Origin of the sequence: Roseomonas chloroacetimidivorans, assembly GCF_049629625.1 — a bacterium.
In the GTDB taxonomy this organism is placed as follows: domain Bacteria; phylum Pseudomonadota; class Alphaproteobacteria; order Acetobacterales; family Acetobacteraceae; genus Roseomonas; species Roseomonas chloroacetimidivorans.
The window spans coordinates 78,551-104,515 of sequence record NZ_JBNBZS010000019.1 but is presented as its reverse complement, the minus strand read 5'-3'; the positions used below and the strand labels follow the sequence as shown (position 1 = coordinate 104,515).

Here is a 25,965-nt window from a genome sequence, read left to right as displayed (position 1 = left end):
CGCCGAAGCGCTGCTGTCCCGCCTCGCGCGGCGCGAGGCGGTGGAGGAGCCCGTCGCCGTGGTGGTTGCCCATCCCGACGACGAGACGCTCGGCGCCGGAGCGGTGATGCCGCTGTTCCGCCGGCTGCTGCTGGTGCAAGTGACGGATGGCGCGCCGCGCAACCTTGGTGACGCGCGGGCGGCGGGATTTGAGACCGCTGAAGACTATGCCGCCGCACGGCAGCGGGAGTTGGATGCGGCCCTCGCCACGGGCGGGGTTCGCGCGGAGCGTATCGTGCTGGGTGCTGCGGACCAAGGAGCGTCGCTCGAAATGGCGGCACTGGCACGGGCGCTCGCGACGCAGTTTTCTGATCGCGGCACTCGGGCGGTGCTGACGCATGCCTATGAGGGCGGCCACCCCGATCACGACGCCGTAGCCTTTTGTGCAAGGGCGGCGGTCACGATCCTGGCGCAAGGCGGGGCCGAAGCGCCGGCCCTGATTGAGATGCCCTACTACCATGCTGCCCCGGATGGCTGGGCCGTGGGCCGCTTCCTGCCCCGCGACCCTGCCGCCACGATACTGGAGCTGACCGCGGAGGAACGCGCCCGGAAGCGCGCGATGCTGGACGCCTTTACCACCCAGGCCGGAACCCTGGCGCAGTTCCCGGTTGAGACGGAGTCCTTCCGGCCCGCACCGGAGCATGACTTCGCCGCCCCAGCGCATGCAGGACAGCTGCTTTACGAGCGCTATCCCTGGGGCATGGACGGGGCGCGCTGGCGCCGCCTGGCCACCGAGGCGTGGCGCAGCCTGCGCCTGCCGGCATGAGCGGCCGGCCTCTCTCGATCCTCTCGGTCGCTTATCCCTTGGCCCCCGTCGGGCCCGATGCGGTGGGCGGGGCGGAGCAGATCCTCTCCGCGATGGACCAGGCCCTGCAGGCGGCGGGGCATCGCTCGATCGTGGTCGCGCAGGAAGGGTCGGCGGTGTTCGGTTCGCTGCGGCCGGTGGCGCGCCCGCCGGGCGCACTGGACGATACGGCCCGGCAGCGGGCCCAGGCGGAAACGGCACGCGTGATCGCGGCGGTGCTGCAGACGGAGCGGGTCGATGCGGTGCACCTGCACGGGATCGACTTTCACGCCTATCTCCCCGCGCCCGGCCCGCCCGTGCTGGCAACGCTGCACCTGCCACCATCCTGGTATCCGGCCGAGGCGCTTCACCCTTCCCGCCCCGGCACCTGGCTGCACGGCGTCTCCGCCTCGCAGCATGCGGCGCTGCGGGAGATGGCGGCCCCTGTGCTTCCCCCGGTGCCCAACGGGGTGCCGGTGGAGGAACTGGGCGCGGCGCGCCACGCCCGCCGTAACTTCGCGCTGATGCTCGGCCGCATCTGCCCGGAGAAAGGCCAGCATCACGCGCTGGATGCAGCGCATCTCGCGGATGTGCCGCTGCTGATCGGCGGAGAGGTCTTTCCCTACGAAGCCCATGAGCGCTTCTTCGCCGAGGAGGTCCGGCCGCGCCTGGACCGGCGGCGCCGCTTCCTCGGACCGATTGGTTTCGCGCGCAAGCGTCGGCTCCTGACCGCCGCGCGCTGCCTGCTTGTGCCGAGCACGGCGCCGGAAACCAGTTCCCTGGTCGCCATGGAGGCAGCCGCCTGCGGCACACCGGTGATCGCTTTTCCCTCCGGTGCCTTGCCGGAAGTGGTGGAGGAGGGCCGCACCGGCTTCCTGGTCTCCGACGCGCCCGGGATGGCGAAGGCGATCAGCCGCGTCGGCGCACTGGACCCCGAGGAGATCCGGCGCGTCGCCCGTCAGCGCTTTTCCCGGGAGCGCATGGCCGCAGACTACATCGCACTCTACCGGCGTCTGGCGGCATGAGAACGGTCTTGATCGACAGTGATGCGGCGCTCGCGGCGCTACGCCCGGAATGGGAGGGGCTGTGGCGGAGCGCGCAATCCGTCCCGGGCGGGGCGGCCACGCCCTTCCAGTCCCCTGCCTGGCTGCTGCCCTGGTGGGGCGCCTTCGGCACGGGAATGCCGCGTGTCGCGACCCTGCGCGGCGACGATGGCAGGCTGCTCGGCTTACTGTCGCTCTATGTGCTGGATGAAGGCGGTGCGCGGAAGCTGCTGCCGATGGGCGTCGGGATTACCGATTATAATGACGCGCTGCTCGATCCCGCTGCACCGGCGGATGCCGCCACCGCGCTACTGGCCATGGCGCTGGACGCCGCATCCCGCGATGGCGTGACCTGCTGCGATCTTCCCGATCTGAAGCCCGGCGCTCCTCTGCGGGAAGCCGAAGTGCCGCCGGGTTGGCGGGAGGAGGGCTGGGTAGGCGAACCCTGCCCTGTGCTCGCCCTACCCGACAGCATCGAGGCGCTGCGCGGGCCAATTCCGTCGGGCACCCTCCGCAAGCTGCGCATGGCCCGCCACCGAGCGGAGCGGGCCGGCGGCTGGACCGCCTCCGTCGCCGAAGCCGAGGAGGTCCTGCCTTTCTGGGAGGCGTTGGTCGGCATGCACCGGGCACGCTGGACCCGACTGGGCGAGGAGGGCGGCGTGCTGGCTGACCCGCGGGTGCTCGCCTTCCATCGGGCCGCGCTGCCACAACTTTTCGAGGCCGGCGCGCTGCGGCTCTACGCCTTGCACATCGGCGGGGCGATCGCGGCCGTCTACCATGTACTGGCCGCCGGTCCCGACCGCCTGCTGTTCTACATCAGCGGCTTCGACGAGGCGCGCGCCTTTGAGAGCCCCGGCACCATCCTGCTCGGCCATATCGCAGAAGCAGCCATCGCCGAAGGGCGACGCGAGCTGCACTTCCTGCGCGGCGGCGAAGCCTACAAATACGCCTGGGGCGGGCAGGACCGCCTGAACACGGGACGCCACCTTGTGCCCACCGGCCCCCATGACCGATGACGACCCGATCGCCCTCTGCCTGGCCGGCCGCATCTCACCAGAGGTCGCGCTGGCGCGGCTGCTGCTGGGCGGCGCCAACCCGGCTGCGGTTGCTCGGCGCGTAGCCGAGCGCCGCGCCCCTGATAATGCCAACTGGCGGCGGCTCGATGAGCTGGTCTCGGCCCGCCGGGGCGCGTTGGAGGAACTCTCGGCCATGGCAGCGGAGGTCGACCACGCGCCCTTCGGGGCTGCACCCGATGCGGCCGTTGCCGCCATCGCCGCCCTGTTCGACCGCGCCGTGTCCCGCGCGCCGGAAGCCAGCGTCGCCGCCTATTCGCTGGGCGATCCCGCCATCCTCGCCGCAGCGACCCAGGAGATCCTGTCCTGGTTGTCGGCCGAAGGGCTGATCGGCCGGGAGCGGGATGTGCTGGATCTGGGCTGTGGGATCGGCCGGGTCTCGGCGGCACTCGCGCCGCTCTGCCGCTCCGTGCTGGGGCTGGACGTGTCGCCGGGCATGGTGGCCGAGGCCCAGCGGCGCCATGGGGCCATTTCCAATCTGCACTTCGAAACGACCCCCGGGACAGGCCTCGACCTGCCAGGCGACGCGCGCTTCGACCTGATCCTGGCCGTGGATAGCTTTCCCTATCTCGTCCAGGCCGGCGCCGCGGTGGCGGAACGGCATCTGGCCGATGCAGCGCGGCTGCTGCGCCCGGGCGGGGCCTTTGCCATCCTCAACCTGTCCTATCGCGGCGATCCCGCGCTGGACCGGGCGGATGCGGCGCGCTGGGCGGCAGGGGGATGGACGCTCTCGCGGAACGGCGTCGCGCCCTTCACCCTCTGGGACGGCCTGGCTTTCCTGCTCCGCCGCCCCGGTCAGTGCGGCGCCAGCGGCCAGAAATAGGCGATCAGCGGCACACCAGCGAGCACCACCAGGATCGACAAGGGCAGGCCGAGCCGGGCGTAGTCGCCGAAGCGGTAACCCCCCGGTCCCATCACCAGCGTGTTGCACTGGTGCCCGATGGGGGTGAGGAAGTCGCTGGCGGCTCCGAGCGCCACCGCCATCAGGAATGGGTCCGGGCTCAGTCCCAGCTTGCTCGCCAAGGCGGCAGCGATCGGCCCCATGACCAGCACGGTCGCAGCGTTGTTCAGGAAGGGCGTCACGGCCATGGCCAGGATCATGGTCACCGTCAGGGCCGCGATCGGCGGCAGCCCCTCCACGGCACCGGTGAGCCAGCCGGCCAGCACGTCCGTGCCGCCGGTATGCTGGATGGCACCGCTGACGGGAATCAGGGCGGCAAGCAGCACGATCACCGGCCAGTCCACGGCATCATAGGCTTCTCGGGTGGTCATGACGCGGAGCGTGAACAGCGCAACCACGGCACCGAAGAAGGCGATCCCCACGGGCAGCCATCCCAGGGCCACCAGCACCATGGCCGCCACCAGCACCGCTAGCGGCAGCCAGGAACGCTTGCCGCGACCCAGCGCCATGCCACGCTCGGCCAGGGGCAGCACGCGCAGCTCGCCCAGATTGTCGGGCATGGTGGAGGCCAGGCCGCGCAGCAGAACCACGTCGCCTGCCCGAAGCCGGATCTGCGCCAAGCGGTCCCGGATCTGGGTCTGGCCACGGCGGCTGACCGCGAGCAGCGAGACCCCGTGGCGGCTGCGGAGTGTCAGCGCAGCCGGGGTGCGGCCGACCAGCGGGCTCTCGCTCGTCACGACGCCCTCCACCACCTGGTGGTCGTCCTCGTCCGTATTCGGATCGTCGGTCACCGGCCCCTCGCCAGCCAGGGCAAGCCCGGCCTGGGCGACGAGGCGCTCGAGATCCTCCGGCTCTCCGCGCAGCATCAGCCCTTCCCCGGCGGCCAGGCGGCGTTCCGGCGAGGGAGGATCAGGAACCAGAGCAGTGATCGGGCGCAGACCCGCCGGTTCCGCCATCGCCGGCTCAAGCTCCCGGGCGGGCAGGATGGCTGAAACCCGAACCTCACCCTGTGAGAGGGCTTCCAACTCGGCCACCGTCATGCCGGCCGCCGCGCTTCCCTCCTGCAGCCGTGCCTCCACCGTGTACTGGCCGATGTTGAAGGCCGCATCCATGGAAGCTGCGCCGCGACGTCCACCGGGAAGCAGCCGCCAGCCGATCGCCACGAAGAGCAGCGCGACGATGCAGATCCCGAGGCCCACGGGCGCATAGTCGAACATGCTGAAGGGCGTCCCGGTCAGCTGCTCGCGCACGCGGGACATGATGATGTTGGGTGCTGTGCCGACCAGCGTGACGACGCCGCCTGTCATGGCGGCGAAGGACATGGGCATCAGCATCGCCGCCGGCGGCGTGCCCGTCTTGCGCGCGAGCTGCATGGCCATGGGCATCATGATCGCCAGCGCGCCGACATTCTTGGTGAACATCGCCACCAGCATGGTGGCCGCGGCCAGCACCGGCACCTGCACCGCCGCTGTCCGCAGGTGCGGCGTCACCGGCCGCATGATCACTTCCACCGCGCCGGAACGCGCCACGGCATGGCTGATCACCAGAGCCGCCGCGACGATCACGACCACATCGTCCGCGAAGCCCTCGAAGGCCTTGTCCAGCGGCACGACGCCGAGCAGGACCCCTGCAAGCAGCGCTCCCAGCGCCACCGCATCATACGCAAATCGTCCCCATAGGAACAAGGCGATGGTCACGCCCATCAGACCAAACGCCAGACCCTGGTCGAGTGTCATTCTTTCGCTGGCTCGCCCCCGAACGCCGGGTGCCCCTTCCCTGCGCGGCCCCGATCGGCAGCGCACGCCCAAAAACCGGCGGGGGGCGCCGGGGTTGCGACGTTCCGCGATCTGAAACCGCAACGCTGGCGAAGGCCGGACGGCGCGCCCCTTAATCCTGCCTTTTGTTAATGGCGATCGCGATGTCGGGGCCGGCGAGGTTCAGGGACAGGTTCAATCCCGTCTCATCGGCCATGGCGTGCAAGCGCTGTCGCTCCTGGCCCGCACGCGTATCCCAGCACACCGCCTGATAGGTCCCGGGCAGAAGGCCGGGAACACGAAGCGTGACCGCCATCTCGCCATCGCCGTCCACCTGGCGCAGGCCTGCTTCCGTTTTCCGCAGGCAGCGCCGAACGAGCCATAAAAGGGCCTGCCTCTCGTCACCGCAGCCGAAGGCCTGCACCTTTCCCTCACACACCACGATTTCGTCATTCAGGTTTCGCCGGCGGAAGTTCTTCCAGTCCATCAGCGGAAGGAAATCCGCCATGGCCTTTTGTGCCCGCCGCATTCCCGCCGTCAGCACATGCGGGCTGCGGTTAGGCCAGCGCATGCCGCCCCCGGCGCCGCCCGAGGCGAGATGCGCCCATTGAATATGCCGGAAATACTCGTCGTCGAATGCTTCCGGCAGGGTGCGGTGCTTGTCCTTGAAGGTGTGGATCGGGCCGTGTTCGGAATCGAAGAAGGGGCGCAGATCCGTGATCTCGGCCAGGGCTTCGCGAGTCAGGCGCCCGGCGCTCACGGCGGGTGCCAGCGTGTCCCGCGGGTCGTCGATCGTGCCTTCCTCGTAGAAATGGCTGTTCGCGAAGTCGAGTTGCGGATGGCGGAAGATCGGCTCCACGATCCAAGGCTTCCAGATCAGCTCCGGGCCGAAAACAGAGACGCATTGCAGATGCGCGCGGCCATGCAGCCTGGTTTCGAGATCCCGCAGGAAGGGGCTGACATCATCGATGAAGTCAGTGAAGGCATCCGGCCGGTTGTCGCCCTGGGCCGGGTGCATCTCGTTCCACAGATCCCAGGCGAAGATCACGCCGCTGCTGCCCCAGCGCTCGGTCGCGAAGGCCAGACGGCCCTTCACCAGCTTCCGCGTCTCCGGGCAAACCATGAGCTGTGACCGGTCGGCACAGGGGCCGCCATTCGCCTGATTGTAGGGGTGATTCTTCCACCGGACCCAGGTGAAGAAGGTGTCGAGCGGCGTAAGAAGGACGCGGAGCCCGACCTTGATGCAGAGCGCGAACAGGTCGTCCCAAAGTTGCACCATGGCGGGGACGAAACGCCCGGCGGGGCGCTCGAAGTAGCGGTGATTGGTCTGCGCGTATTCGAGCATGAGCCGCAGGCAGGTCACGCCACTGTCACGCAGGTAGACCAGGTGGCGCTCCACGGCCGGAAGATCGCGGCGACGGAACAGTCCGGCCAGTTCGGGCCAGGTAATCGCGTCATTCTGCCCGATCGGTGTCCAGGGCGCGCCGGACGACGTCACGAAATAGGGCGCGCCCGGAGCACGCTCAATCCAGGAAAGCTCAGACAATGCGAGGAATCTCAATTCAGCATCAAAGGTCCCGAAGGTGACGCAAGCCCGCCTGGGCGGGAAGGCGCCCATCCGCGTTCCGCCCCAGGAAGTGCCGCCATTCCCCCCTATCCCGCGTTTTGTTGATGAGAACTGGTTGAGGGGCGTGATGGCGGAGTTCACGGCGGAACCGGAGGGCCTTCTGGCCGCCCGGCTTGTGGAGTCGTCGACGGAGACGGGGGAGACGATCCATGTGGCACGCAGCGAGGCGCGGGCAGCCCGGTTGGCCCAGGCCGCCCGGGCCCTCGCGCCCGAACTGCTCGTGGTCCATCTGCCGGGATGGGACTGCCAGCCCTATGACCGGACCTCCCCGTCCCGGCAGGTCATGGGGCAGCGGATGGCCGCCCTGCGCGCCCTGTCGGGGCGGGGCCGCAGACCATGCCTCGTGCTGGCCAGCCTCGATGCCGCCGTGCAACGCCTGCCACCGCCAGAATCTTATACCGATCTGGCATTCCGGACCGGCGAGGCGCTGGATGCGGAAAACCTGGGGCGCATCTTGGAGCGGCTCGGCTACGTCCTGGACGACCGCGTAGATGAACCGGGCGAGGCGGCACTGCGTGGGAGCGTGCTGGATCTGTACCCTGCCGGCGAAGGCACCCTGCCCTGCCGGATTGAGCACGAGGACGGGCGGATTATCGCGATTCGCCTTTACGATCCCCTGACACAACGCAGCCTGGACGAGGCGGAGGAAATCGCCCTCGGCCCGTCCTCGGAGGTCGTGTTCCCCGAGGATTCCAAGGAATTCCATGCTCAGGGCATCGAGCACGCTCTGGCCGAGTACCATCCGGCCCTGGTGACGCTGTTCGGCCTGCTTCCTGAAGCGCCTGTCGTGCTGGACCCGGAGGTGGAGGAACTTCGGCGCCAGCGCATGGCGGATGTGACGGACGCCTTCCGCTCGCGGTTCGCCCTGGCCCCTCCAGGGCAAGGGATGCGCCAGGCCACGGAGCCCGCGAAGCTGTATCTTGATGACTCCGGTTGGACGGAAGCGCTCCTTGGCCATCCCGTGACCGTGCTGGATGAGCCGCCGGAGGAGCCCGAAGGCGCCATGCCGCGCTTCATCAACGAGCGCGACCCGGAGGAGGCTTTCCTCGACTTCCTGGAGGAGCAGATCGAGGCGGGCCGCCGCGTCGCGCTGGCCGGCCGCGAGCGCCAACGCACCCGCGCCCTCGTGAAGCTCGTACGACAGAGGCTGGAAGTTGAGCCGCAGCGCTTCGCCGGCTGGGCGGCGTTGCGGGCGGCACCGCCCGGCAGCTTCGGCGTGCTGGACGGGCTGCTGGAAGCGGGCTTCCTCACCGAGGACGCCGCCGTGGTCGCCCCGAACGACGTACGCCCGCCCCGCGCACGCCAACCGGGACCCGAACGGCAGCAGATCCTGGGTATGGCTGAAACAGGGCTCCAGCCCGGGGATGCGGTGATCCATCTTGATCACGGCCTGGGCGCCCTGCGTGGGGTGGAGGCGGTGAGTGTCGGCGAGGTGTCGCTTGACTGCCTGATGCTGGACTATGCCGGCGGGGCCACGCAGCTCGTACCGCTGGACGAGATGGACCGCCTCTGGCGCTACGGTGCCGAGGCGGAAGGCGTGACCCTGGATCGCCTGGGCAGCGATACCTGGCCGAAGCGCCGGGCCGAGGTTGAGGCACAGGTCGCCGAGACGGCGCAGGCTCTTGTAAAGCTGGCGCAGGAAGAGGAGCGGAAGACCGCCCCCGTGCTGAAGGCGCGCGGCGGTGCCTATGACCGCTTCGCGGCCCGCTTCCCCTTTGTGCTGACGGAGGATCAGTCAGAGGCGATCGATGCCGTGCTGGCCGACCTGGCTTCCGGCCATCCCATGAACCGGCTGGTCTGCGGCGATGTCGGCTTCGGCAAGACAGAGGTGGCGCTGCGGGCGGCGGCGGTGGCAGCGCTGGCCGGCAAGCAGGTGGCGGTGCTGGCGCCGACCACCGTGCTCGTGCGGCAGCACCTGACGACCTTCCGGCGCCGCTTCGCCGGCATCAAGATCGGCAGCAAGTCCATCCGGATCGAGCAACTCTCCCGCCTTACCTCGGCGGCCGAGGCGAAGAAGGTGAAGGCCGGGTTGGCGGATGGCAGCGTGCAGATCGTCATCGGCACCCAGGCGCTGGCGGGCAAAGGCGTGAAATTCGCCGATCTGGGCCTGGTGGTGATCGACGAGGAGCAGCGCTTCGGCACGCGGCAGAAGGACATGATCCGACGGCTGGGCCAGGATGTGCATGTCATGGCCATGACAGCCACCCCCATCCCGCGCACGCTGCAATCGGCACTGGTGGGGCTGGAGGATCTGAGCGTCATCGCGACGCCGCCGGGCCGCCGCCAGCCGATCCGCACCGTGCATGTGCCGCTGGACGATGCGGTGCTGCAGCAATCCCTGGCGCGCGAGAAGCGCCGCGGTGGCCAGAGCTTCGTCGTCTGCTCCCGCATCGAGGATCTGCCGGAGATGCGCAAGCGCATCGAAGCCCTGCTGCCGGATCTGGAGATCATCGAGGCGCATGGCGAATTGCCGGCGGAAGAGGTGGACACCGCCCTCGTCCGCTTCGCGGAGGGCGAGGGCGACGTGCTGCTCTCCACCAACATCGTGGAGACCGGGCTGGACGTGCCGCGTGCGAATACGATGCTGGTCTGGCGCGCCGACCGCTTCGGGCTGGGGCAACTCCACCAGCTTCGCGGCCGCGTGGGACGCGGACGCGTGCGCGGCACGATCATCCTGCTGACCGACCCGGCCGAGCCCCCGTCCCCGCTCACGCTCAAGCGCCTGAAGGCGCTGGAGGCTTTCGACCGGGTGGGGGCGGGCTTCGCGATCAGCGCACGGGACATGGACCTGCGCGGCGCGGGCGACCTTCTGGGCGAAAGCCAGGCCGGGCATATGAAGCTGATCGGGCTGGAACTGTACCAGCACCTACTGGACCGCGCGCTGCACGCCGCACGCGGGGAAACCGTGCAGGAGGACTGGATGCCGGTGCTGGCGATCGGCATCTCGGCGGGAATCCCGAAGGACTATGTCGAGGACGAGGCCGTCCGCGTCGAGTTGCATGCACGCCTGGCCGCCATCCTGCGCCGGGGCGATGCGGTGGCACTCGGCGAGTTTGCGGAGGAGGTGGCGGACCGCTTCGGCGCACCACCGAAGCCGGTAGAGAACCTCTTCGCTCTGGCGAGGCTACGGGTCCGCTGCCGGAGGCTCGGGATCACGAAGCTGGAGGTCGGGCCCAGTGCCGCCGCCGCAACCTTCCGGGGCACGCCACCCGCCGTCGAGGCGCCGCTTGAGCTGCGGGGCGAACGGGTCGTGCTGCCGAAGCCAAGCCAGGGAGAGGATGGGCTGCTGGCCAGGGCGGCGGAACTGCTCACCCGCCTTTCGCGCCAGCATAAGGCACGGAAAGGCCAGACAGCCGAGAATCAGCGGCAGGTGGCGCCAGCCGAGGCGTGAGAAAAAGGCCGGGAAGAAGGGATTCTTCCCGGCCTTTTTCCTTCGCGATCAGGGAGACTAGCGGCAGGCACCCGGCCAAGGCATGGCCGCGCCGCCCGGCCCCGCAACCCGCAGCAGACAGGCGGCGACCCTGACGGGGTCCGGCACCGGGTCCACAAAGTTCACCGCATCCGGCCGCAGCGCGCGTGCAACCTCCGCCCGGTGCTCCTGCATGGTTACCGGACCGATGCCGACATTACCGCGCAGCGCAACAGCACCATCGCTCTCACGCCCATCCTCCTCGCCGCCTCGCAAGGCGGAGACAGGCCCGGCACCGACGCGCGGGCGGCCAGTGGGATTGACGACGATGTCGCCCTCCGCGGCCAGAATGCCCCCGGTTGCCGCCGCCCCTGCATAAACCGCGCTGTCGCGGCCATTCGGATAGCGCGTGGCCCCGAGCACGATCAGGTTGTTCACCGAATGCACGAAGGCGTTGCTCACGACCTTCGGTTGCCGCTGCGCCGTTGCTTCGAAGACATTGGCCTGCAGCGTCAGGCGCAGGAAGGGCGCCATCGGGCCGGACAGGTTGGCGAGCGGATCGTCGCAGCCGGGTGCCGCGCGGTCGATGTAACAGGTCAGCGTGCCAACCAGCATGACCTTGTTGTGGTTGGCGAAGTGGTTGAAGGCCACGGTGACACGGGCCTGGGCGTTCCGTGGATCCTTCGGCACGATATCAAGGCAGCCATCGCCGCAGCGCTCGAAGGCATTGTGCAGGATCGCGATGCGATCGAAATGCGCGGTGAGGCCGATCGCGTCATTGGCGCGGTCGACAGTGTCCACATAGGGATCCTTGGTGAAGCGCAGGCCACGGATCAGGATGTTGGTCGCATTCGCCACCAGGAAGCTGGTGGTGCGCGGCGCGGCGGTGATGGTGACACCGCCGCATCCGCCGTCGATGGTGATGTCGGAGGGCAGGCGAAGCGTGGCAGAAAGCCGCAGCGTCTGCCCGTTCAGCTGCGGGTCGAAAGCAATCCAGCCACCCGTCGCGCGCGCGGCCTCGACCGCGCCACGCAGGGTGCCGGGCGTTCCCCGCGTTCGCGCCGTGTCCGGATCCTCGGTGCTGGTGACAAGGTAGAGCGGCCGGTTGAGGCCCCCCGTGACACCACTTGCGTCGCCTTCCACACGGCTTGGGCGCGGATCGGCGGTGACCAGGCCGTTGGGACCAGCCTGGGCCGGGCCGCAGGCGGAAGCGGGCACCGGGGTGGCCGCGGCCCGTGCCCGCGCCTGGGCGAGGAAGGCCGCGGGTTCCGGCGCGGCGGCACCGGGGCGCGGCCAAAGGGCCAGCGCGCCTAACAGGAGAGCCGCGGCCGGACGCGCCGCGCGCAGGTGATCAGCGTTCACGGAAAGCCTCCTTCGAGCGCTGTTCCAGGGGAGAGAGGAGGTATTCGGCGACACGGCGGCGGCCGGTCCAGACCTCGACATTGGCTCCCATGCCGGAACGCGGCATAGGGCCGGGCGCCGCGCCGTCCAGCATCACGCGCACGCTGTAGAGAAGACCCAGCTTCTCGTCGCGCACCGCGTCGCGCGACACGCCCGTAACGCGACCGGAAAGAGTGCCGTAGCGGGTGAAGGGATAGGCATCGAGCTTGATGACCGCCTGCTGCCCGACCTCAACAAAGGCGATGTCGCGGTCCGGCAGCTTCGCCTCGATCTCCAGCACCTCATTCATCGGCACGATGGACATGAGTTGCTGCGCGGCGGTCACCACGCCGCCCACCGTGTGCACGGCCAGCCCCTCCACCACACCGTCCGAGGGGGCATAAAGGCGCGTCTCACGCAGGCGCTGGCGGGCCTTGGCGAGTTCCTCCGTCTCGGCTGCCAGACGGGCCTGGGCCTGGGCGAGCTGGGCACCGGCTTCCCGCCCCGCATCCGCCAGGGCCTCAGCGCGCTGCGCGGTCAGGGCGGCGATCTGGTTGGCGGCCTGGTCGGCCCTGGCCCGCGCCGCCACCAGTTCCTGCCGCTGCCCGATATAGCGCTGCCGCTCCTGCAGCGCTTCCAGCCGGGAACCGAGGCCACGGCCAGCGAGCAGGTCACGGGCCTCGCTCACCTGCCCCGCCAGCGGAAGGGTCTGTTCCAGCCGCGCGACCTCTGCCTGCGTTTCCGCAAGGCTGCCGCGCGCCTTCTCCGCCTGCTCTGTCAGGCCTGACAGGCGGGCCCGAAGCACGCGGAGCTGGTAATCAAGATAGGAGCGCGCCTCGGCCACCAGGATCGGGTCCGCATCGGCGGGCGGCACGAATTTCGGGTCGGACGGCGTGTCGGAGCCGAGGGCCGCGAGCAGCGCGCGCAGCCGCGCGACCTCGATCGCGCTGATCATCGCGGCGCGGCTATGGGCGGCTATATCCGCCTGCGCCGCCGTCGGATCCAGTTCCACCAGCAGGTCGCCGGCCCGGACGGTGGCCCCATCCCGCACATGGATGGCCGTGACGGTGCCGGGCTGAAGCGGCTGCACGAGCTTGACCCGGCCCGAGGGCAGCACCACGCCCCGCGCGGAGGCGATCACATCCACCCGGCCGAACCAGGCCCAGGCGACGGCGATGGCGACCAGCAGGATGATGGACCAGAGCATTCCCCGCCCGATCGGCGAGGGCGGGCTCTCGATGATCTCGATCACCGCGGGCAGGAAATCCGCGTCGCGATTGCGGGAGAAGCGCCCGAGGGAGATGCGCCCGGCGGGCAGGCGAGCGGGGATCATGGCCGGTTCCCCGGGACAGGGCTGCTTCGCATGGGAATGCCGGTCACCCGATTGTAGAGCGGGTTGCCATAGACGGGGCCGCTGGGCGCGGGCGGGCGAGGCACCGGCGCGACGGGCCGGATTTCACCGAGTTGGCCCGTCTGCTCCCGGAACAGGGCGGCATACCGGCCGTTCTTCTGCAGCAGACTGTCGTGGTTGCCCTCCTCCACGATCGAGCCACGCTCCAACACCATGATACGGTCCGCCATGCGCACCGCGGAGAAGCGGTGGGCGATGATGATCACCGTGCGGTTGGCGGAGATGAGCCGCATGTTGTCGAGGATCACCCGCTCGGACTCCGCGTCCAGCGCGCTGGTCGCCTCGTCGAGGATCAGGATGCGAGGATTCGCAGCCAGGGCGCGGGCCAGGGCGATGCGCTGCCGCTGGCCGCCGGAGAGGGAGGCGCCACGCTCGCCCACCTTGGTATCATAGCCGTCCGGCAGGGCCTCCGTAATGAAGTCATGCGCGCCAGCGATGCGGGCGGCATGCATCACCCGCTCCAGGCTCATGGTCGGATCGGAGAGAGCGATGTTCTCCCGCACCGTACCGGAGAAGAGCACATTGTCCTGCAGCACGATGCCGATCTGCCGCCGTAGGCTGGCCGGATCGACGAGAGCAACGTCCACCCCGTCCACCAGCACCTGCCCCTGCTCCATCATGTAAAGAGCCTGGATGGCCTTCGCGATCGTGCTCTTGCCCGAGCCAGAGGAGCCGACGATGCCCAGCACCTGGCCGGCCGGGACCTGGAAGGAGATGCCGCGCAGCACGGGCGCACCCTGCGGCCGGTAGCGAAAGGTGACGTCACGGAAGGCGATCTCGCCACGGACCGCCGGCATGGGCGGGCGGCTGCCGGCGGTGGGCTCACGCGGAGCGTCCAGGATGTCGCCCAGCCGCTCCACGGAGAGGCGGACCTGCTGGAAGTCGATCCACATATGGGCCAGCCGCAACACCGGGCCAGAGACATTGGAAGCCAGGAGGTTCACCGCCACCAGCTCGCCCACCGAGAGCTCCCCACCCATGACGAGCTTGGCGCCGAACCAGAGCAGGGCGACGGTGGAGATGCGGTTGATGAGCTGGACGGTCTGGCCGGCCGTGTTGGAGAGGCTGGTGGCGCGGAAGGCAGCGGTGACATAGGCCGCCAGCTGTTCCTCCCAGCGCCGCTGGAGCTGCGGCTCCACCGCCATGGCCTTCAGCGTCTCGACGCCGCCCACCGCTTCGGTCAGGAAGGCCTGATTGTCGGCATTGCGGCGGAACTTCTCGGCCAACCGCTCCTGCAGCACCGGCGTGACCAACACCGAGAGCGCTGCGTGCAGTGGCAAGGTGGCCGCCACGATCGCCGTCAGCAGCGGGCTGTACATCAGCATCACGCCGAGGAAGCAGACGGTGAAGAGCAGGTCCACGAAGACCGTCAGTGCGCTGCTGGTCAGGAAGGCGCGGATCGTCTCCAACTCCCGCACCCGGGCGACACCGGCACCGACCTGCCGAGCCTGGAACCATTGCAGCGGCAGGGCCATGAGATGGGAGAAGAGCTGCGCCCCCAGCGCGACGTCGATCCGGTTGGAGGTGTGTGAGAGGACATAGATCCGCAGGCCTGATAGCAGGGCCTCGAATACCGCCATCACCAGCAGGATGGTCGCCATCACCTCCAGGGTGGAGACGGCCTGGTGCACCAGCACCTTGTCGATCACCACCTGCAGCGCCATCGGCGTCAGCAAGGCGAGAATCTGGAGGACGAGGGAAGCGACCAGTACGTCCCGGATCGCACCCTTGTATTTCAGGACGGCGGGCAGGAACCAGCGCAGGCCGAAGCGATCCCCGCCCTCGGTCGCCGGCGCCCGGCTGGTGAGGAGGATGAGGCGGCCCGTCCAGGCAGCCTCGAAAGCCGCACGGTCGAGGGTGCGCGTCTGCGGCCGCCCGGACTCATCCCGCATCGCGGGGTCGAGCACCGCAATGCGCTCCTGGTCCGCCGCGCCGATCAACAGGAAGTTGCCGTCCGACAGTTCGGCGATGGCAGGGCGCGGTGTACGGGCAAGCCGGTCCCACGAGGATGTGCGTAGCGCGGCTTTCAGCCCAGAGCCCCGGGCCGCCCGCACAAGCTGCACCGCCCCCAATGCCGACGCGCCGCGGAAGCGATGGGTGAGATGGGCGGGGTCGGCTGCCCGGCCCAGCAGCTCGAGTGCCATGCAAAGGCAGCCAAGCCCGCTATCGAGGGACGGGCCTGGGGCAGTGGCGCTCATATGATCCGCTCTCCACGCTACCGCGCGTCGGTCATGCTGCCATGCTCGACACGTAAAAAAATTTGGCTCGGCCAGGCCACACCGGTGGCAAGAACCTTGGTCTTGCTATCGAAGGATGCCACCATTCCGTCCGACACCGTGACAGCAGACTGAGCCAATTCGGTATCACCTTGAGCAGCTTGCTCGTCGGTCGGGTCGAGAGCCTCTTTACGCGATCATGACGAGGCAGCGACGGCTCGCTCGGCAGGCGCAAGGTCCGTCGCTCTGGCTCGCGAGCTCTCTCAAACACGTGAACAGGTCGTCTTGCCGGCTGGAGCGCATTCGCCCGCACAGCCTTATTCCAAGGTCGCCACGAATCACGGTCCCCCCGACCGTGATTCATGATGTTGCCAGTCTTGAGGTCCTTGGACGGCGCCCTCGATTGTCCCGGCGCCGTCATCTGATATCACGGCGTCGGCGCGACGCCCCTTGCCCAAGAATGCTCCGCAGAGTCACCCTTGGGCGAAGGTCGATCCACGCTCTCAGGCGGTGGCGAAGCTGCTGGGCGCGGTCAGCGTCGGTGCATTCGCCCGCTTGCCGATGCCGGTGTAGGAGAAGCCATGCGCCTCCGCCTCGCTCGGCGGGTACACATTGCGCAGATCCACCATAATCGGCGTCCGCATTTCCTCGCGCAGCTTGTCGAGGTCGAGCGCGCGGAAGATGTCCCACTCCGTCACGATCACCAGGGCGTCGGCACCGCGCGCCGCGTCGTAGGCGCCGTTGCAATACTCGACATCCTGAAGAACGCTGGCAGCCTGCTCCATGCCGACCGGGTCATAGGCGCGGACCCAGGCGCCCGCATCCTGCAGGGCGGTGGTGATGGCGATCGACGGCGCGTCGCGCATGTCGTCCGTGTTCGGCTTGAAGGTCAGGCCAAGCAAGGCGATCGTCTTGCCACGGATGTCGCCACCGCAGGCCGCCACCACCTTGCGCCCCATTGCGCGCTTGCGCACATCATTCACCGTCGCAACCGTCTCGGCGATGCGCATGTTCGTGCCATGGTCCTGCGCCGTCTTGATGAGCGCGGAGACGTCCTTCGGGAAACAGGAGCCGCCAAAGCCCGGGCCGGCATGGAGGAACTTGGGCCCAATGCGGTTGTCCAGGCCGATGCCGCGGGACACGTCCTGCACATCCGCGCCCACCGCCTCGCAGAGATCGGCGATCTCGTTGATGAAGGTGATCTTGGTCGCCAGGAAGGCGTTGGCCGCGTATTTCGTCAGCTCGGAGGTACGACGGTCCGTGAACAGGATCGGCGCCTGGTTCAGGTAGAGCGGGCGGTAGACCTCGGCCATCACCTCGCGGGCGGCATCGTCATTCGTGCCGATCACGATGCGGTCCGGGCGCTTGAAGTCCACGATGGCCGAACCCTCGCGCAGGAACTCCGGGTTGGACGCAACGGAGAAGTTCGCGTCCGGCCGGGCCTCGCGGATGATGCGCTCCACCTCGTCACCGGTGCCGACCGGTACGGTCGACTTGGTCACGACCACGGTGTAGCCGGTCATCGCCTGGGCAATGCGGCGGGCGGCCTGGTACACATAGGTCAGGTCCGCATGGCCGTCGCCGCGGCGGGACGGGGTGCCGACGGCGATGAACACGGCGTCGGCGCCGGCCACGGCCCAGTCGATATCCGTATCGAAGGCCAGCCGGTCCTCGGCCACGCTCTTCGCCACCAGCTCCTGCAGGCCCGGCTCGTAGATCGGAATACGCCCTGCCTTGAGGGCGTCAACCTTCACCACATCCGTATCAACGCAGCGGACGTCATGACCGAAGTCGGCCAGGCACGCCCCCGAAACGAGGCCGACATATCCGGCCCCGATCATGGCAATCTTCATTCCAGGTCCCCTTGTTTCGGAAAGCCTTTGTCGTAAAGCGACAGCGTGTCGGACAGCATGCGCTGCACGCCGAAGCGCTGCTCAATGAAAGCCGGAGCGCCTGTCCGGGTCCTGGCCCTCATCGTTTGGTCGCGCAGCACACGGGCCACCGCGGCTGCGAGATTCTCGATCACGTCATTCTCGACCAGGATCCCGGTGATCCCGTCCAGAACCGCCTCGCGCGATCCGCCGGCATCAGTGGTTACAACGGGCACGCCAAGGCACTGCGCTTCCAGCAGCACATTCGGCAGCCCCTCGACTTCGCTGGCCAGCAACATGACATCCATGGCGCCGATCCACGGCTCCACCGGGCTCTTGCGGCCCGCCAGCGTAATCCGCCCGGAGAGACCGCGCTCCGCGATCCAGCGCTCCAGATCGGCCCGCAACACGCCATCGCCCACGATCACGAAGCGTGACTTCGGCACCATCGCCGCCACCTGCTCGGCGACGCTGAGCCAGAGATGCGGCCGCTTGGCAGGCGCCAGGCGGAATGTGCCGCCCATCAGCAGCTCGTCATCTGCCAGGCCCAGCTCCTGCCGCGCCGCGCGGCGGGCCTCCTCCGAGCCGCGCTTGCGGACATTCGCGACCTCGACGCCGTTGCGGAGCACGGCGATCCGGCCCGGCTCAAAGCCCAGCCACTTCTCATAATCCGTCGCGCCGGCCGCGGAATTCGCGGTGAAGCGCACGTTGTCGCGCTTCCCGAGGGAACGGTACATCGTCGCGAGATAGGATCGATAGCGGCGGCGATCAGACTCCGGCGCTACCACATTGCGCATGGAGGCGACAATTCGCGGCACTCCGGCCAGCACCGCTGCAACCGAGCCCGTGGAGATCACGCCATCCTGCCACAAATGCACCAGGGCGGGGCGGTGCCTGCGGAAGCAGTCATAGAGCTTCAGCACATCGCGGGAGAGCTTGGGCGGCAGCGCAGCGATGAGCCGCAGCGCCTCCCGCGCGCCGGGATCCGCTGCGGAGATGGAACGGAACACCGTCTGTGCGTCGATCGGGCCCAGATCCTCGATCTGCAACTCCGGCGTCTGGGCGACCGGGAGCATGACGGCACGGCCACGGTCCGGGGAGAGGTCCTGGCCGACGAAGAAGGTCGGCCCGCGCCCGGCCGCCGCCCGCATCCGCGCGATGCCCGCGGCGGAGAGCGCCACCTGCCGCTCCGCACCACCGGCGCCGAGCGAGGAGGAGACCAGCATCACCCCGTTCCCCGGCTCGATCAGCGTGCGCTCCGGCGCGTGCAGCAGCGCGCGTTCGAACAGCGTGTCGGGGAAGCGCGGCACACCCTCGGTCGGTGCAGGCAGGCGCAGCGCGGCCGAGCAGCGCGCAGCCATGCGCTGCGTCTCGATATTCGCCGTGCCGTCATCCAGGCCAGCGGAAAGATAGCTCCAGGCCCGCACATACTGCCCGGCATCCAGCAGGGCGGCCGAGGCCGCCTCGCGCGCCCGCACCCGGGTGCGAGGATTGGTCAGGGCGCCGGCCGCCAGGGATGCGGCCCGGTCATTATAGCCGCCCACATTCTCCAGCACGGCCATGTCCACCATGCCCTCGGGACCACGGGTGCGGAAGAACTGCCGCGCCTCCTTCAGCAGGGCCTCGATCGCCGCGTTGCGCTCCATCCGCGCATAGGAGATGAGCAGGCCGCGCCAGTAGGTGACGCAGTTCCGATCGAGATCGAGCGCCTTCTGCCAGGATGCCGAAGCGGCCGACCAGTCCTTGAAGTTCGCGTAGAGACGGGCGAGGCGCGCGTGGTGCCCGGGCTGTTCCGGCTCCAGCAGCACCAGCCGCCCGGCGGTCTCCAGCAACGTAGCCTTGGGCGCCCCGAGGGCCTGCTGGACCCGGAACCGGTTACGCAGCAGGGAGATGTCGTTGGGGTAGCGCACCGCCGCGCTGTCCAGCAACGCCAGGGCGGTCTCCGCCTCGCCTAGCGCCTTGTAGCCCTGGGCGATGCGCAACGCTGTCCGCAGCAAGCCGTCCCAGGCCTCGCGCGCCCGGTCGAGCACCTCCATGGCCTCCGCCTTCGGGCGGCGGCGGACCAGTTCGGTGGCCAGCAGGGTCAGGCTGTAACAAGTCTCCGGCCGCTGGGAGAGGTAGCGGGCATAGACCTCGCGCAGTTCACCCGGCCCGGCCAGGCAGAGCTGTGCCTCCAGCAGGTGCTCCGCTGCGGCCAGGTCTTGCGGCGCAGTGGCCAGATAGGCCTTGAGCTGCCGCTCCGCCTCGGCAAAGTCTCGGCGCAGCAGAGCGTTCCGGCCGAGCCGCAGGTGATGCAGGCCGTCAGTGGCCTGACCGCTCCGCGCAATCTCCAGCCACATCAGGCGCGCGCGGTGCCTGTCGCCGGCCTTTTCATAGGCCTTGGCGAGCAGGGTCCGCAGTTCCGGCGTGACGCGGTCGGATTCCACCAGCGGCTGCAGCAGCCCGATGGCCTCCTGCGCCATCCCCGACTGCAACAGGCGCTTTCCCTGCTGCGCCGCGCGAACGGCGGTCAGGTCCGGAACCTGGCTGCGCTGCGCCGGACGGACAGAAGCGGGCTTGGGGACGGAGAGAATTTCGGACATCAGGCGACCGCCACCAGAAGGGATTCACGGGCCTCGGGAACCGGCGCACCCACCGGGACAGGGGGCTCGGCCGGCATCCGGTCCACAAAGGACTGGAACCAGCTCTCGATGCACAGCATCGCCCAGAGCTCCCGCGCCTCGCGGGGAGAGCCGTGGGGAGCCAGCAGGATTTCGACACGGCGCCGGCGGAACAGGCCGCGGCCGGCGCTCGCCGAACCCAGCATGGTATCGGCGATCCAGGGGCGCAGCGCGGTGATGTTCGGCAGGAGCCAATCCTCCTCCTCGCCCTCTGGCGTGATCGGACAGACAACGGGACCGCCCAACCCGCCCTGGCGCATCGTCTGCGGCAGGGTGAGGCACCAGCCCGCCACCTCCTCGTCCAGGAAAGGACAGGCGACGGAGGCGCCCGTTATGGTGGCTGCGGCGTCAAGCAGCGGCAGCTCCAGGCCCGGGATCCGATAGGTCAGGTCGATCCGTGCGGCGCGGTCCAGCCAAGTCTCGGGGCCGGCATCCTCCAGGCTGGTGCCCAGCGCATCCGGCATCGCGAAAAGCAGCGTGTGCGCCAGGGCCGGACCGCTCAGGTCCATGCGCTCCGCCTCTGTCAGGACGCCGGTCGTGCGATGGAACAGATCCCGCGCGAAGGGCGGCACCTCATGGAAGGCCGGGGCCCACCAGGCCGGCGGGCGGCCGTCGGAACGCATCCGGGTGATCTCATGTCCGAACTCCACATAGCGTGGGCTGTCCAGCAGGATCGCATCGGCCCCGAGATCCGAGAGCAGCCGACGCCCGGCCGCGAGACCCGCAGCCATCGGCAGAAGCATCGCCGGAGGAGCCAGCAATGGTTCCCCCGCATGCAGTTGCAAGCGGGACAGGAGATCCGGCAGGCCCGAAGAAGCTCCAGCCTCGTCCAGGGCAGGCACAGGCCGCGGCGGCCGTCCACCCGCATCGACAAGGGCGGCGGCGTGGCCGTGTCCGATCACCGCCGCCGCCCCATCGCCACCGCAGGCGCGCGCCACGGCGCTGCGTAGGCGGCGGCGGTACTCGGCGGCCAGCGCATCCGTGCCAGCCGCATCATTCGAAAGCTCAGGCGAAACTTCAGGAAGCTGCCACCAGGCCGCCAGTTCGACCCGGCCATCCACGCGCAGGGTCAGCACATGGCCCGGGGCAAGCCGGTTCACGCCCCGCAGCGGTGTGCGATCGACCGGCGAATGCCCGAAGGAAAGGATATGGGAGACAACCTCGAGATCCGCCTGGCGCCCCTGCCCCGGCCAGGCCAGCAGGGCCTGGATTTCCGAGGCAAAGACGAAGTTTCCGCCGGCTTGGGACCAGAAGAAGGGCTGCTGCCCGAAGCGGTCCCGCGCGCAGGTCAGAGTTCCGGCTGCGGCATCATGCACCACCAGGGCGAATGCCCCCCGCAGCCGGGGAAGCAGCCCCGTGCCCCAGGCCTGCCAGCCAGCCAGTACCAGCGCGGCATCTCCGTCGCCGTGCGGCGCCTGGCCGGCAGCACGCAGGTCGGCCGCGAGCGCGCCGTGGTTATCCAGGCGCCCGTCGAACAGAAGCGTCAGTCTCTCTTCCTCGCTCCGGGCCTCCGGTACTGGGGCGAAGTCGCTGCCCAACAGCACCGCCCCGCCCTGCCCCTGCGTCAGAACCGCCGGAATGCCGGCCTCGGCCGACATTCCGGGGGCCCGATGAAGGAGCCGGCGCCGGACCCGGAAGGCGGCGGCCCGCACCTCCGGCGACGCTGGCTGGCTGGCAGCCACCCATCCTGCGAGGAAGCCCATCGCGTGATCCTCAGGCCGCCAGAGCCTGGCGGTTCAGGATGTCGCTAAGGAACTCCAGGCTCTGCGCATTGTTCGGCTCCAGCTCCACCGCGCGCAGCGCGGCGGTGACACCGATGTCGTAGTTGCGCGCAGAGCGGCAGGCGCTCGCCAGGCGACGCCAGTGGATCGGCATATCCGGCTCAAGCCGCACGAGCTGCTGCAGGACCTCGATGGCCTCGCGCCAGCGGCGGGCACCACGGTACAGCTTCACCAGAACCTTCAGCGCATCAGGCCGCTGCGGATCGATGGCCAGGACGCGGCGGGCGAGATCCTCCTGCAGATGCAGGTCACCCGCGGCCACCGCCTCCTTGAGCTGGCGGCGATAGGTGGCCAGCGCCTTGCGGAGCAGGCGCGGCGCAGCCTCGCCTTCCGGGTCCACCATCTGCACATGCCGCGCCTTGACCACGGCATCATCAAGCCGCCCCTCGGCGAAGTCGGTGCGCATCACCTTCACCAGCTTGCGCGTGAGCGAGTGCACCGCGCTCGACAGTTCCGCCAGGACGGCGGGCTCGAGGCGGCTGTAGATCCGCAGCGCCTCGTCCGGCCGGCCGGCGCGGGACGCGGCCTTTGCGGCCCGCATCAGGGTCTTCGTCTCCAGGCCATTGGCCTCGGCAACGCCTTCCCAGGCCTTCGCCGCATCCGCCCAGTTTTCCTCACGCTCCAGGAGTGTGGCGTACTCCTTGAGCAGGCGGCCATTGGCCGGATCCCAGGACAGGCCACGACGGCAGGTCGCCATCGCGGAGGCGACATCGCCCTCGGCCAGGCTCTTGCGCAGCTCCGTCACCAGCGGCGCGACCAGCTTGCGCATGCCGGAATTGGCGTTCTTGTTGGTCGGATCAACCAGCAGTACGGCCATCCAGGCAGACGCAGCAGCCCCGTCGTCGTGGCGCTCTACGGCGAGCCGGGCGCGCTTGATGAGCGAGCGGACCAGACCCGCCTGCAGCACCGGATCCTCCGCCGCGGCGTGCCCCTGTGCACGCACGGCGGCGATGACGGCGGCGGCATCCTCGTGGTGCGAAGCCGCGATCAGCGCAGGCACCGTTGCCATGGCCGCCACGGGATCGATGACGGCGATGCGCAGCACGACGGCCGCCATCTCCTTCATCCGCTTCATGCGCTGCAGCGCCTCCACCTGGATGTGGAGCGCGGCGGCATCCTCGGGGTCGCGCAGCAGCGCGGCCTCGGCAGTCTTGACCGCCTCGTCGTAGCTGCGGCTCTTCAGCTCGCAGCGGGCTGCCTCGGCAAGCGGAGCAGCGTCGTCCTGGCGCAGCTCCGCAACGCGGCGCCACACCGGGCTTGCCTCATGGAAGCGCTTGGCCTTCACCAGCGCCTTGGCCGCGACCGTCAGGGCCTTGTAGTCATTCCTCGCGACCGTCACGAGTTCCAGCGCCTGGGCGCAGGCCTCCTCGAGCCGGTTCAGGCGCTGCGCGATGCGGACGAGCATCACCTTCGGCTCGATCAGCGAGGGATCGATCCGCAGCGCATGCCGCAGATCGGCAAGGGCGCCGGTGCTATCGCCGCGGTGATAAGCAACATTCGCGAGCAGCGCGTAGATCTCGGCAACGCCGGGGTGATCGATCGCGGCGCCGCGGAGCATCACCTCCGCCTCGTCCATCTCGCCACGGCCGATACGGGCGCGGGCCTCGGTCAGCAGCGGGCGGAGCTCCTCCGGCGCGGGCTCGGACTGCGGCGCTGGCGGCGCAGCCTCCTGAACCGGTGCGGCAGGGGCCAGGGCGACCGGGGCCTCGGCAACCGGAGCCGGCTTGGCCGGCGCGACCAGGGCGGGGGCAGCCGCCGGCATTTCCAGGGCGGCGCCGATACCCGGCGTGCTCATGGCCTCGAGCAGCGGCTGGCCATAGGTCTCGAAGAGCAGGCTGCCGAGAACAGACTTGAACTCGGTCGTGTAGTGGTTGTTGTCGCGACCTTCCTCGGCCAGGGCCCGGACGCGGTCATAGGCCAGCACCTGCGGGGTGGGATCGAACAGCGTGTAACCCTGTTCGGCGCAAATCTCGCGCATCCAGTTGCAGAGCCGCGAGCGGGTCTCGATGACCTTGCCATTGTTGTCGGTCACGTCAATGTGAGTGACGAACACCGTCGGGCCGGGAATGCGGTCGGCAATGGTCTGCAGATCCTGCTTGAGCTCATCGCGCGTCATGACGTGCATGTAGCCCTCGAGGAGGATGCTGCGCTCCACCGGGTCGACGCCAGCGAAGCTGGGCAGCTGCTCCAGCGCTTCGGCGCGCTTGTCGCGCTCATGGGCGTACTTGAACTTGAAGAAGGTGGTGAACAGCTCACGCCGCTTCTCGAACACGTCAGAGAAGCAGTTGATCTGCAGCAGCCACTCCCGGTAGTGGATCTCCTTCTGGGAGGAGACCTCTACAAAATAGAGGTTCTCGGCCGCACCCTCGCGCGGCTGAAAGGCCCTGTACTCCGAGGAGCAGATGAACCGGCGGAGGTGCTCCGGCAGCTCACGTCCCTCGAAGACGTCGAGCATCTGGAGGATTTCCTTCGTGGTGTGCACGAAGCCGTACCAGTTGGTGAGATTCCGAACCATCGGATGCAGCTTCGCAGCCGCGGCCATTGGCTCGGCGAGGCGGCAGGTGCCGAGGGTCGTAACGGACAATACCCGTGAACCCGTCTCGACGTGCCGATCAGTGATGGCAGGCGGGGTGGTGCTGACATCGATGGACAAGGAGATCCTCCTTCATCGCGAACATCACGGCATCTAGCCTGCCGCGGACATGACGTTTACCTAGAGCGCCACCGCTGGGAGGCACAGCGGAACTGAAACCGGTTCGGTATTCATGTTGCCAGCAATGGGTCGGAATTCTTGTGCAGCGCCAATGCAACTTATGCGTTGCGAGCGGCTGGCCGGCCCTGACCCGGATCCAGGGCAGGTGCAAGGAAGGCACGGGCCACTCGCCGAAAGCCCAGAACCACACCCGAACAAGTAGAAGCCGGCGCATGTCCGCATCGGCGGTCATGGGGCGGGTCCGGCGCTGGCGACCTGGCCTAGCCCGCGGCAAATCGTTGCACCAATCTGGCACAAACCACCTTGGACATGATGCAGATCAGGTGCTGCACAGGATCCAAAGGCCGATCGTGAGGATCCAGGCTGCCCCGCATCCTCAACTCCGCCAGAAAATTCTTCACATAAAGGTTATAACCAGGAAAAGCGGCAGAAAGTCGGAATGTTATGCCAGTGCCTTACGGAAATAATCCGGAACGGCGGGAAGCCGGATGCAAGAAATTCAATCTTAGGTTGTCGAACCAGCGCACCCAATTGGCACGGATTTGAACACGATTGCAGGAAAATCCAGCCACAAAGCATATCGCAGAAAAGATGGTGACGCGATTTAATGGGTACGACGGACGGTAAAGGTGAAGCGACTGTGACCCGAAGCCTCAAACCATCGCCCGCTGACCGGCCCCACACTTCCGGGCCCTCCGATCCGCTGCAGGGCTCTGGCGAGCATGGCTCGGAATCGACAGCGCTCCTCGAGGAGCTAAGGGCTACCTTCACCCGCCTCCTCGCTTCCTTCGAGGCGCCCGGCGCCATCATGCAGGCGGAGCTTGGTACTAACCCGGCCAAAGAGGCGCCTTCGCCAGCGGCTTCAACCACCGTGGAATCGGCCTCCGAGCTGAAGGCCCTACTACAGCTCCGCGCACGCCGGCGGCGGCAGCCCTTCGGCCAGTTCCACGACTGGCCGGCCTGGGACATGTTGCTGGACCTCGCAGCCGTCCGGGCCGAGGGAGGTCACGTTTCCGTGTCCTCAGTCTGTATCTCCTCCGGCGCGCCGCAGAGTACGGCGCTCCGCAAGCTTGCGGCGATGGAGAGCGCCAACCTGGTTCGCCGTTATTTTCATGGCACCGACCGGCGTCGGGTCTGCATCACCCTGACCGATACGGCTGTGGAGATGGTGATGTCGACGCTTCGGGAAGACGCAGCCTTCTTCCGGGCAGCCGCCAGCGCGAGCTGAACCCACGGCTTCGAACGCATCCGGCCCTTAGACAAGGAGGCCGGCCTGGTCTGCTGCGTCCAATTGCCCTTTATG

General features: G+C 68.6%; 15 protein-coding genes. 6 read left to right on the top strand and 9 right to left on the bottom strand.

Annotated elements, in window-relative coordinates; all coding sequences use genetic code 11:
* Positions 1–40 precede the first annotated feature (40 nt).
* The 4 genes from ACO1BU_RS16215 to ACO1BU_RS16200 are packed head-to-tail and all read left to right on the top strand — an operon-like array spanning position 41 to position 3,762.
* Positions 41–805: a PIG-L deacetylase family protein gene (locus ACO1BU_RS16215; protein WP_424137007.1), complete on the top strand. Its 765-nt coding sequence runs from the start codon at positions 41–43 to the stop codon at positions 803–805.
* Positions 802–1,848 carry a glycosyltransferase gene (locus tag ACO1BU_RS16210; protein WP_424137006.1) on the top strand — a complete coding sequence of 349 codons (1,047 nt, stop codon included), beginning with the start codon at positions 802–804 and terminating at the stop codon, positions 1,846–1,848. Before ACO1BU_RS16215 ends, ACO1BU_RS16210 begins: the two co-directional genes overlap by 4 nt.
* Before the next feature lie 8 nt (positions 1,849–1,856).
* On the top strand, positions 1,857–2,882 hold the full coding sequence (locus tag ACO1BU_RS16205; RefSeq protein ID WP_424137005.1) for a GNAT family N-acetyltransferase: 1,026 nt from the start codon (positions 1,857–1,859) through the stop codon (positions 2,880–2,882).
* Positions 2,872–3,762, top strand: a complete 891-nt coding sequence (locus ACO1BU_RS16200) for a class I SAM-dependent methyltransferase (protein ID WP_424137004.1) — start codon at positions 2,872–2,874, stop codon at positions 3,760–3,762. Before ACO1BU_RS16205 ends, ACO1BU_RS16200 begins: the two co-directional genes overlap by 11 nt.
* Here the strand turns inward: ACO1BU_RS16200 and ACO1BU_RS16195 are convergent.
* Complete coding sequence (locus tag ACO1BU_RS16195) at positions 3,735–5,576, bottom strand: SLC13 family permease (RefSeq protein WP_424137003.1); 1,842 nt, start codon at positions 5,574–5,576, stop codon at positions 3,735–3,737. The two genes, ACO1BU_RS16200 and ACO1BU_RS16195, sit on opposite strands and share 28 nt — an antisense overlap.
* A 151-nt stretch (positions 5,577–5,727) precedes the next feature.
* Positions 5,728–7,140, bottom strand: coding sequence for a glycoside hydrolase 5 family protein (locus ACO1BU_RS16190; protein WP_424137002.1), 1,413 nt, complete (start codon positions 7,138–7,140; stop codon positions 5,728–5,730).
* Positions 7,141–7,177: 37 nt separating this feature from the next.
* On the opposite strand from ACO1BU_RS16190, the gene ACO1BU_RS16185 reads away from it, so the two are divergent.
* Positions 7,178–10,612, top strand: coding sequence for a DEAD/DEAH box helicase (locus tag ACO1BU_RS16185; RefSeq protein ID WP_424137001.1), 3,435 nt, complete (start codon positions 7,178–7,180; stop codon positions 10,610–10,612).
* Positions 10,613–10,669: 57 nt separating this feature from the next.
* Here ACO1BU_RS16185 and ACO1BU_RS16180 read toward each other — a convergent pair whose 3' ends face one another.
* The 7 genes from ACO1BU_RS16180 to ACO1BU_RS16150 form a co-directional block, all read right to left on the bottom strand.
* A complete protein-coding gene (locus ACO1BU_RS16180; RefSeq protein WP_424137000.1) occupies positions 10,670–11,992 on the bottom strand; it encodes a polysaccharide lyase domain-containing protein in 1,323 nt (440 codons plus the stop codon).
* A complete protein-coding gene (locus ACO1BU_RS16175; RefSeq protein WP_424136999.1) occupies positions 11,982–13,343 on the bottom strand; it encodes an HlyD family type I secretion periplasmic adaptor subunit in 1,362 nt (453 codons plus the stop codon). The genes ACO1BU_RS16180 and ACO1BU_RS16175 overlap by 11 nt, the downstream gene beginning before the upstream one ends.
* The gene (locus ACO1BU_RS16170; protein ID WP_424136998.1) at positions 13,340–15,619 is read right to left on the bottom strand and encodes a type I secretion system permease/ATPase; all 2,280 of its coding nucleotides are present in this window, start codon (positions 15,617–15,619) and stop codon (positions 13,340–13,342) included. Before ACO1BU_RS16170 ends, ACO1BU_RS16175 begins: the two co-directional genes overlap by 4 nt.
* Positions 15,620–16,140: 521 nt before the next feature.
* Entirely contained in the window at positions 16,141–17,490 is a 1,350-nt protein-coding gene (locus tag ACO1BU_RS16165) for a UDP-glucose dehydrogenase family protein (protein WP_424136997.1), read from the bottom strand.
* Positions 17,487–20,090 (bottom strand): glycosyltransferase, encoded by a 2,604-nt coding sequence (locus ACO1BU_RS16160; RefSeq protein WP_424136996.1) that lies wholly within the window; start codon positions 20,088–20,090, stop codon positions 17,487–17,489. Before ACO1BU_RS16160 ends, ACO1BU_RS16165 begins: the two co-directional genes overlap by 4 nt.
* Complete coding sequence (locus tag ACO1BU_RS16155; protein ID WP_424136995.1) at positions 20,090–21,871, bottom strand: asparagine synthetase B family protein; 1,782 nt, start codon at positions 21,869–21,871, stop codon at positions 20,090–20,092. The genes ACO1BU_RS16160 and ACO1BU_RS16155 overlap by 1 nt, the downstream gene beginning before the upstream one ends.
* Before the next feature lie 10 nt (positions 21,872–21,881).
* Entirely contained in the window at positions 21,882–24,602 is a 2,721-nt protein-coding gene (locus ACO1BU_RS16150; RefSeq protein ID WP_424136994.1) for a tetratricopeptide repeat protein, read from the bottom strand.
* A 931-nt stretch (positions 24,603–25,533) separates the two neighbouring features.
* Between ACO1BU_RS16150 and ACO1BU_RS16145 the strand changes: the two genes are divergently transcribed.
* Positions 25,534–25,890 (top strand): hypothetical protein, encoded by a 357-nt coding sequence (locus ACO1BU_RS16145; protein ID WP_424136993.1) that lies wholly within the window; start codon positions 25,534–25,536, stop codon positions 25,888–25,890.
* Positions 25,891–25,965: the final 75 nt, after the last annotated feature.

Excerpts from the sequence above, each read along its gene's own strand:
- ACO1BU_RS16210 (WP_424137006.1), top strand. The coding sequence starts at position 802 with ATGAGCGGCCGGCCTCTCTCGATCCTCTCGGTCGCTTATCCCTTGGCC.
- ACO1BU_RS16200 (WP_424137004.1), top strand. The coding sequence starts at position 2,872 with ATGACCGATGACGACCCGATCGCCCTCTGCCTGGCCGGCCGCATCTCA.
- ACO1BU_RS16195 (WP_424137003.1), bottom strand. The coding sequence starts at position 5,576 with ATGACACTCGACCAGGGTCTGGCGTTTGGTCTGATGGGCGTGACCATC.
- ACO1BU_RS16175 (WP_424136999.1), bottom strand. The coding sequence starts at position 13,343 with ATGATCCCCGCTCGCCTGCCCGCCGGGCGCATCTCCCTCGGGCGCTTC.
- ACO1BU_RS16170 (WP_424136998.1), bottom strand. The coding sequence starts at position 15,619 with ATGAGCGCCACTGCCCCAGGCCCGTCCCTCGATAGCGGGCTTGGCTGC.
- ACO1BU_RS16165 (WP_424136997.1), bottom strand. The coding sequence starts at position 17,490 with ATGAAGATTGCCATGATCGGGGCCGGATATGTCGGCCTCGTTTCGGGG.
- ACO1BU_RS16160 (WP_424136996.1), bottom strand. The coding sequence starts at position 20,090 with ATGTCCGAAATTCTCTCCGTCCCCAAGCCCGCTTCTGTCCGTCCGGCG.
- ACO1BU_RS16155 (WP_424136995.1), bottom strand. The coding sequence starts at position 21,871 with ATGGGCTTCCTCGCAGGATGGGTGGCTGCCAGCCAGCCAGCGTCGCCG.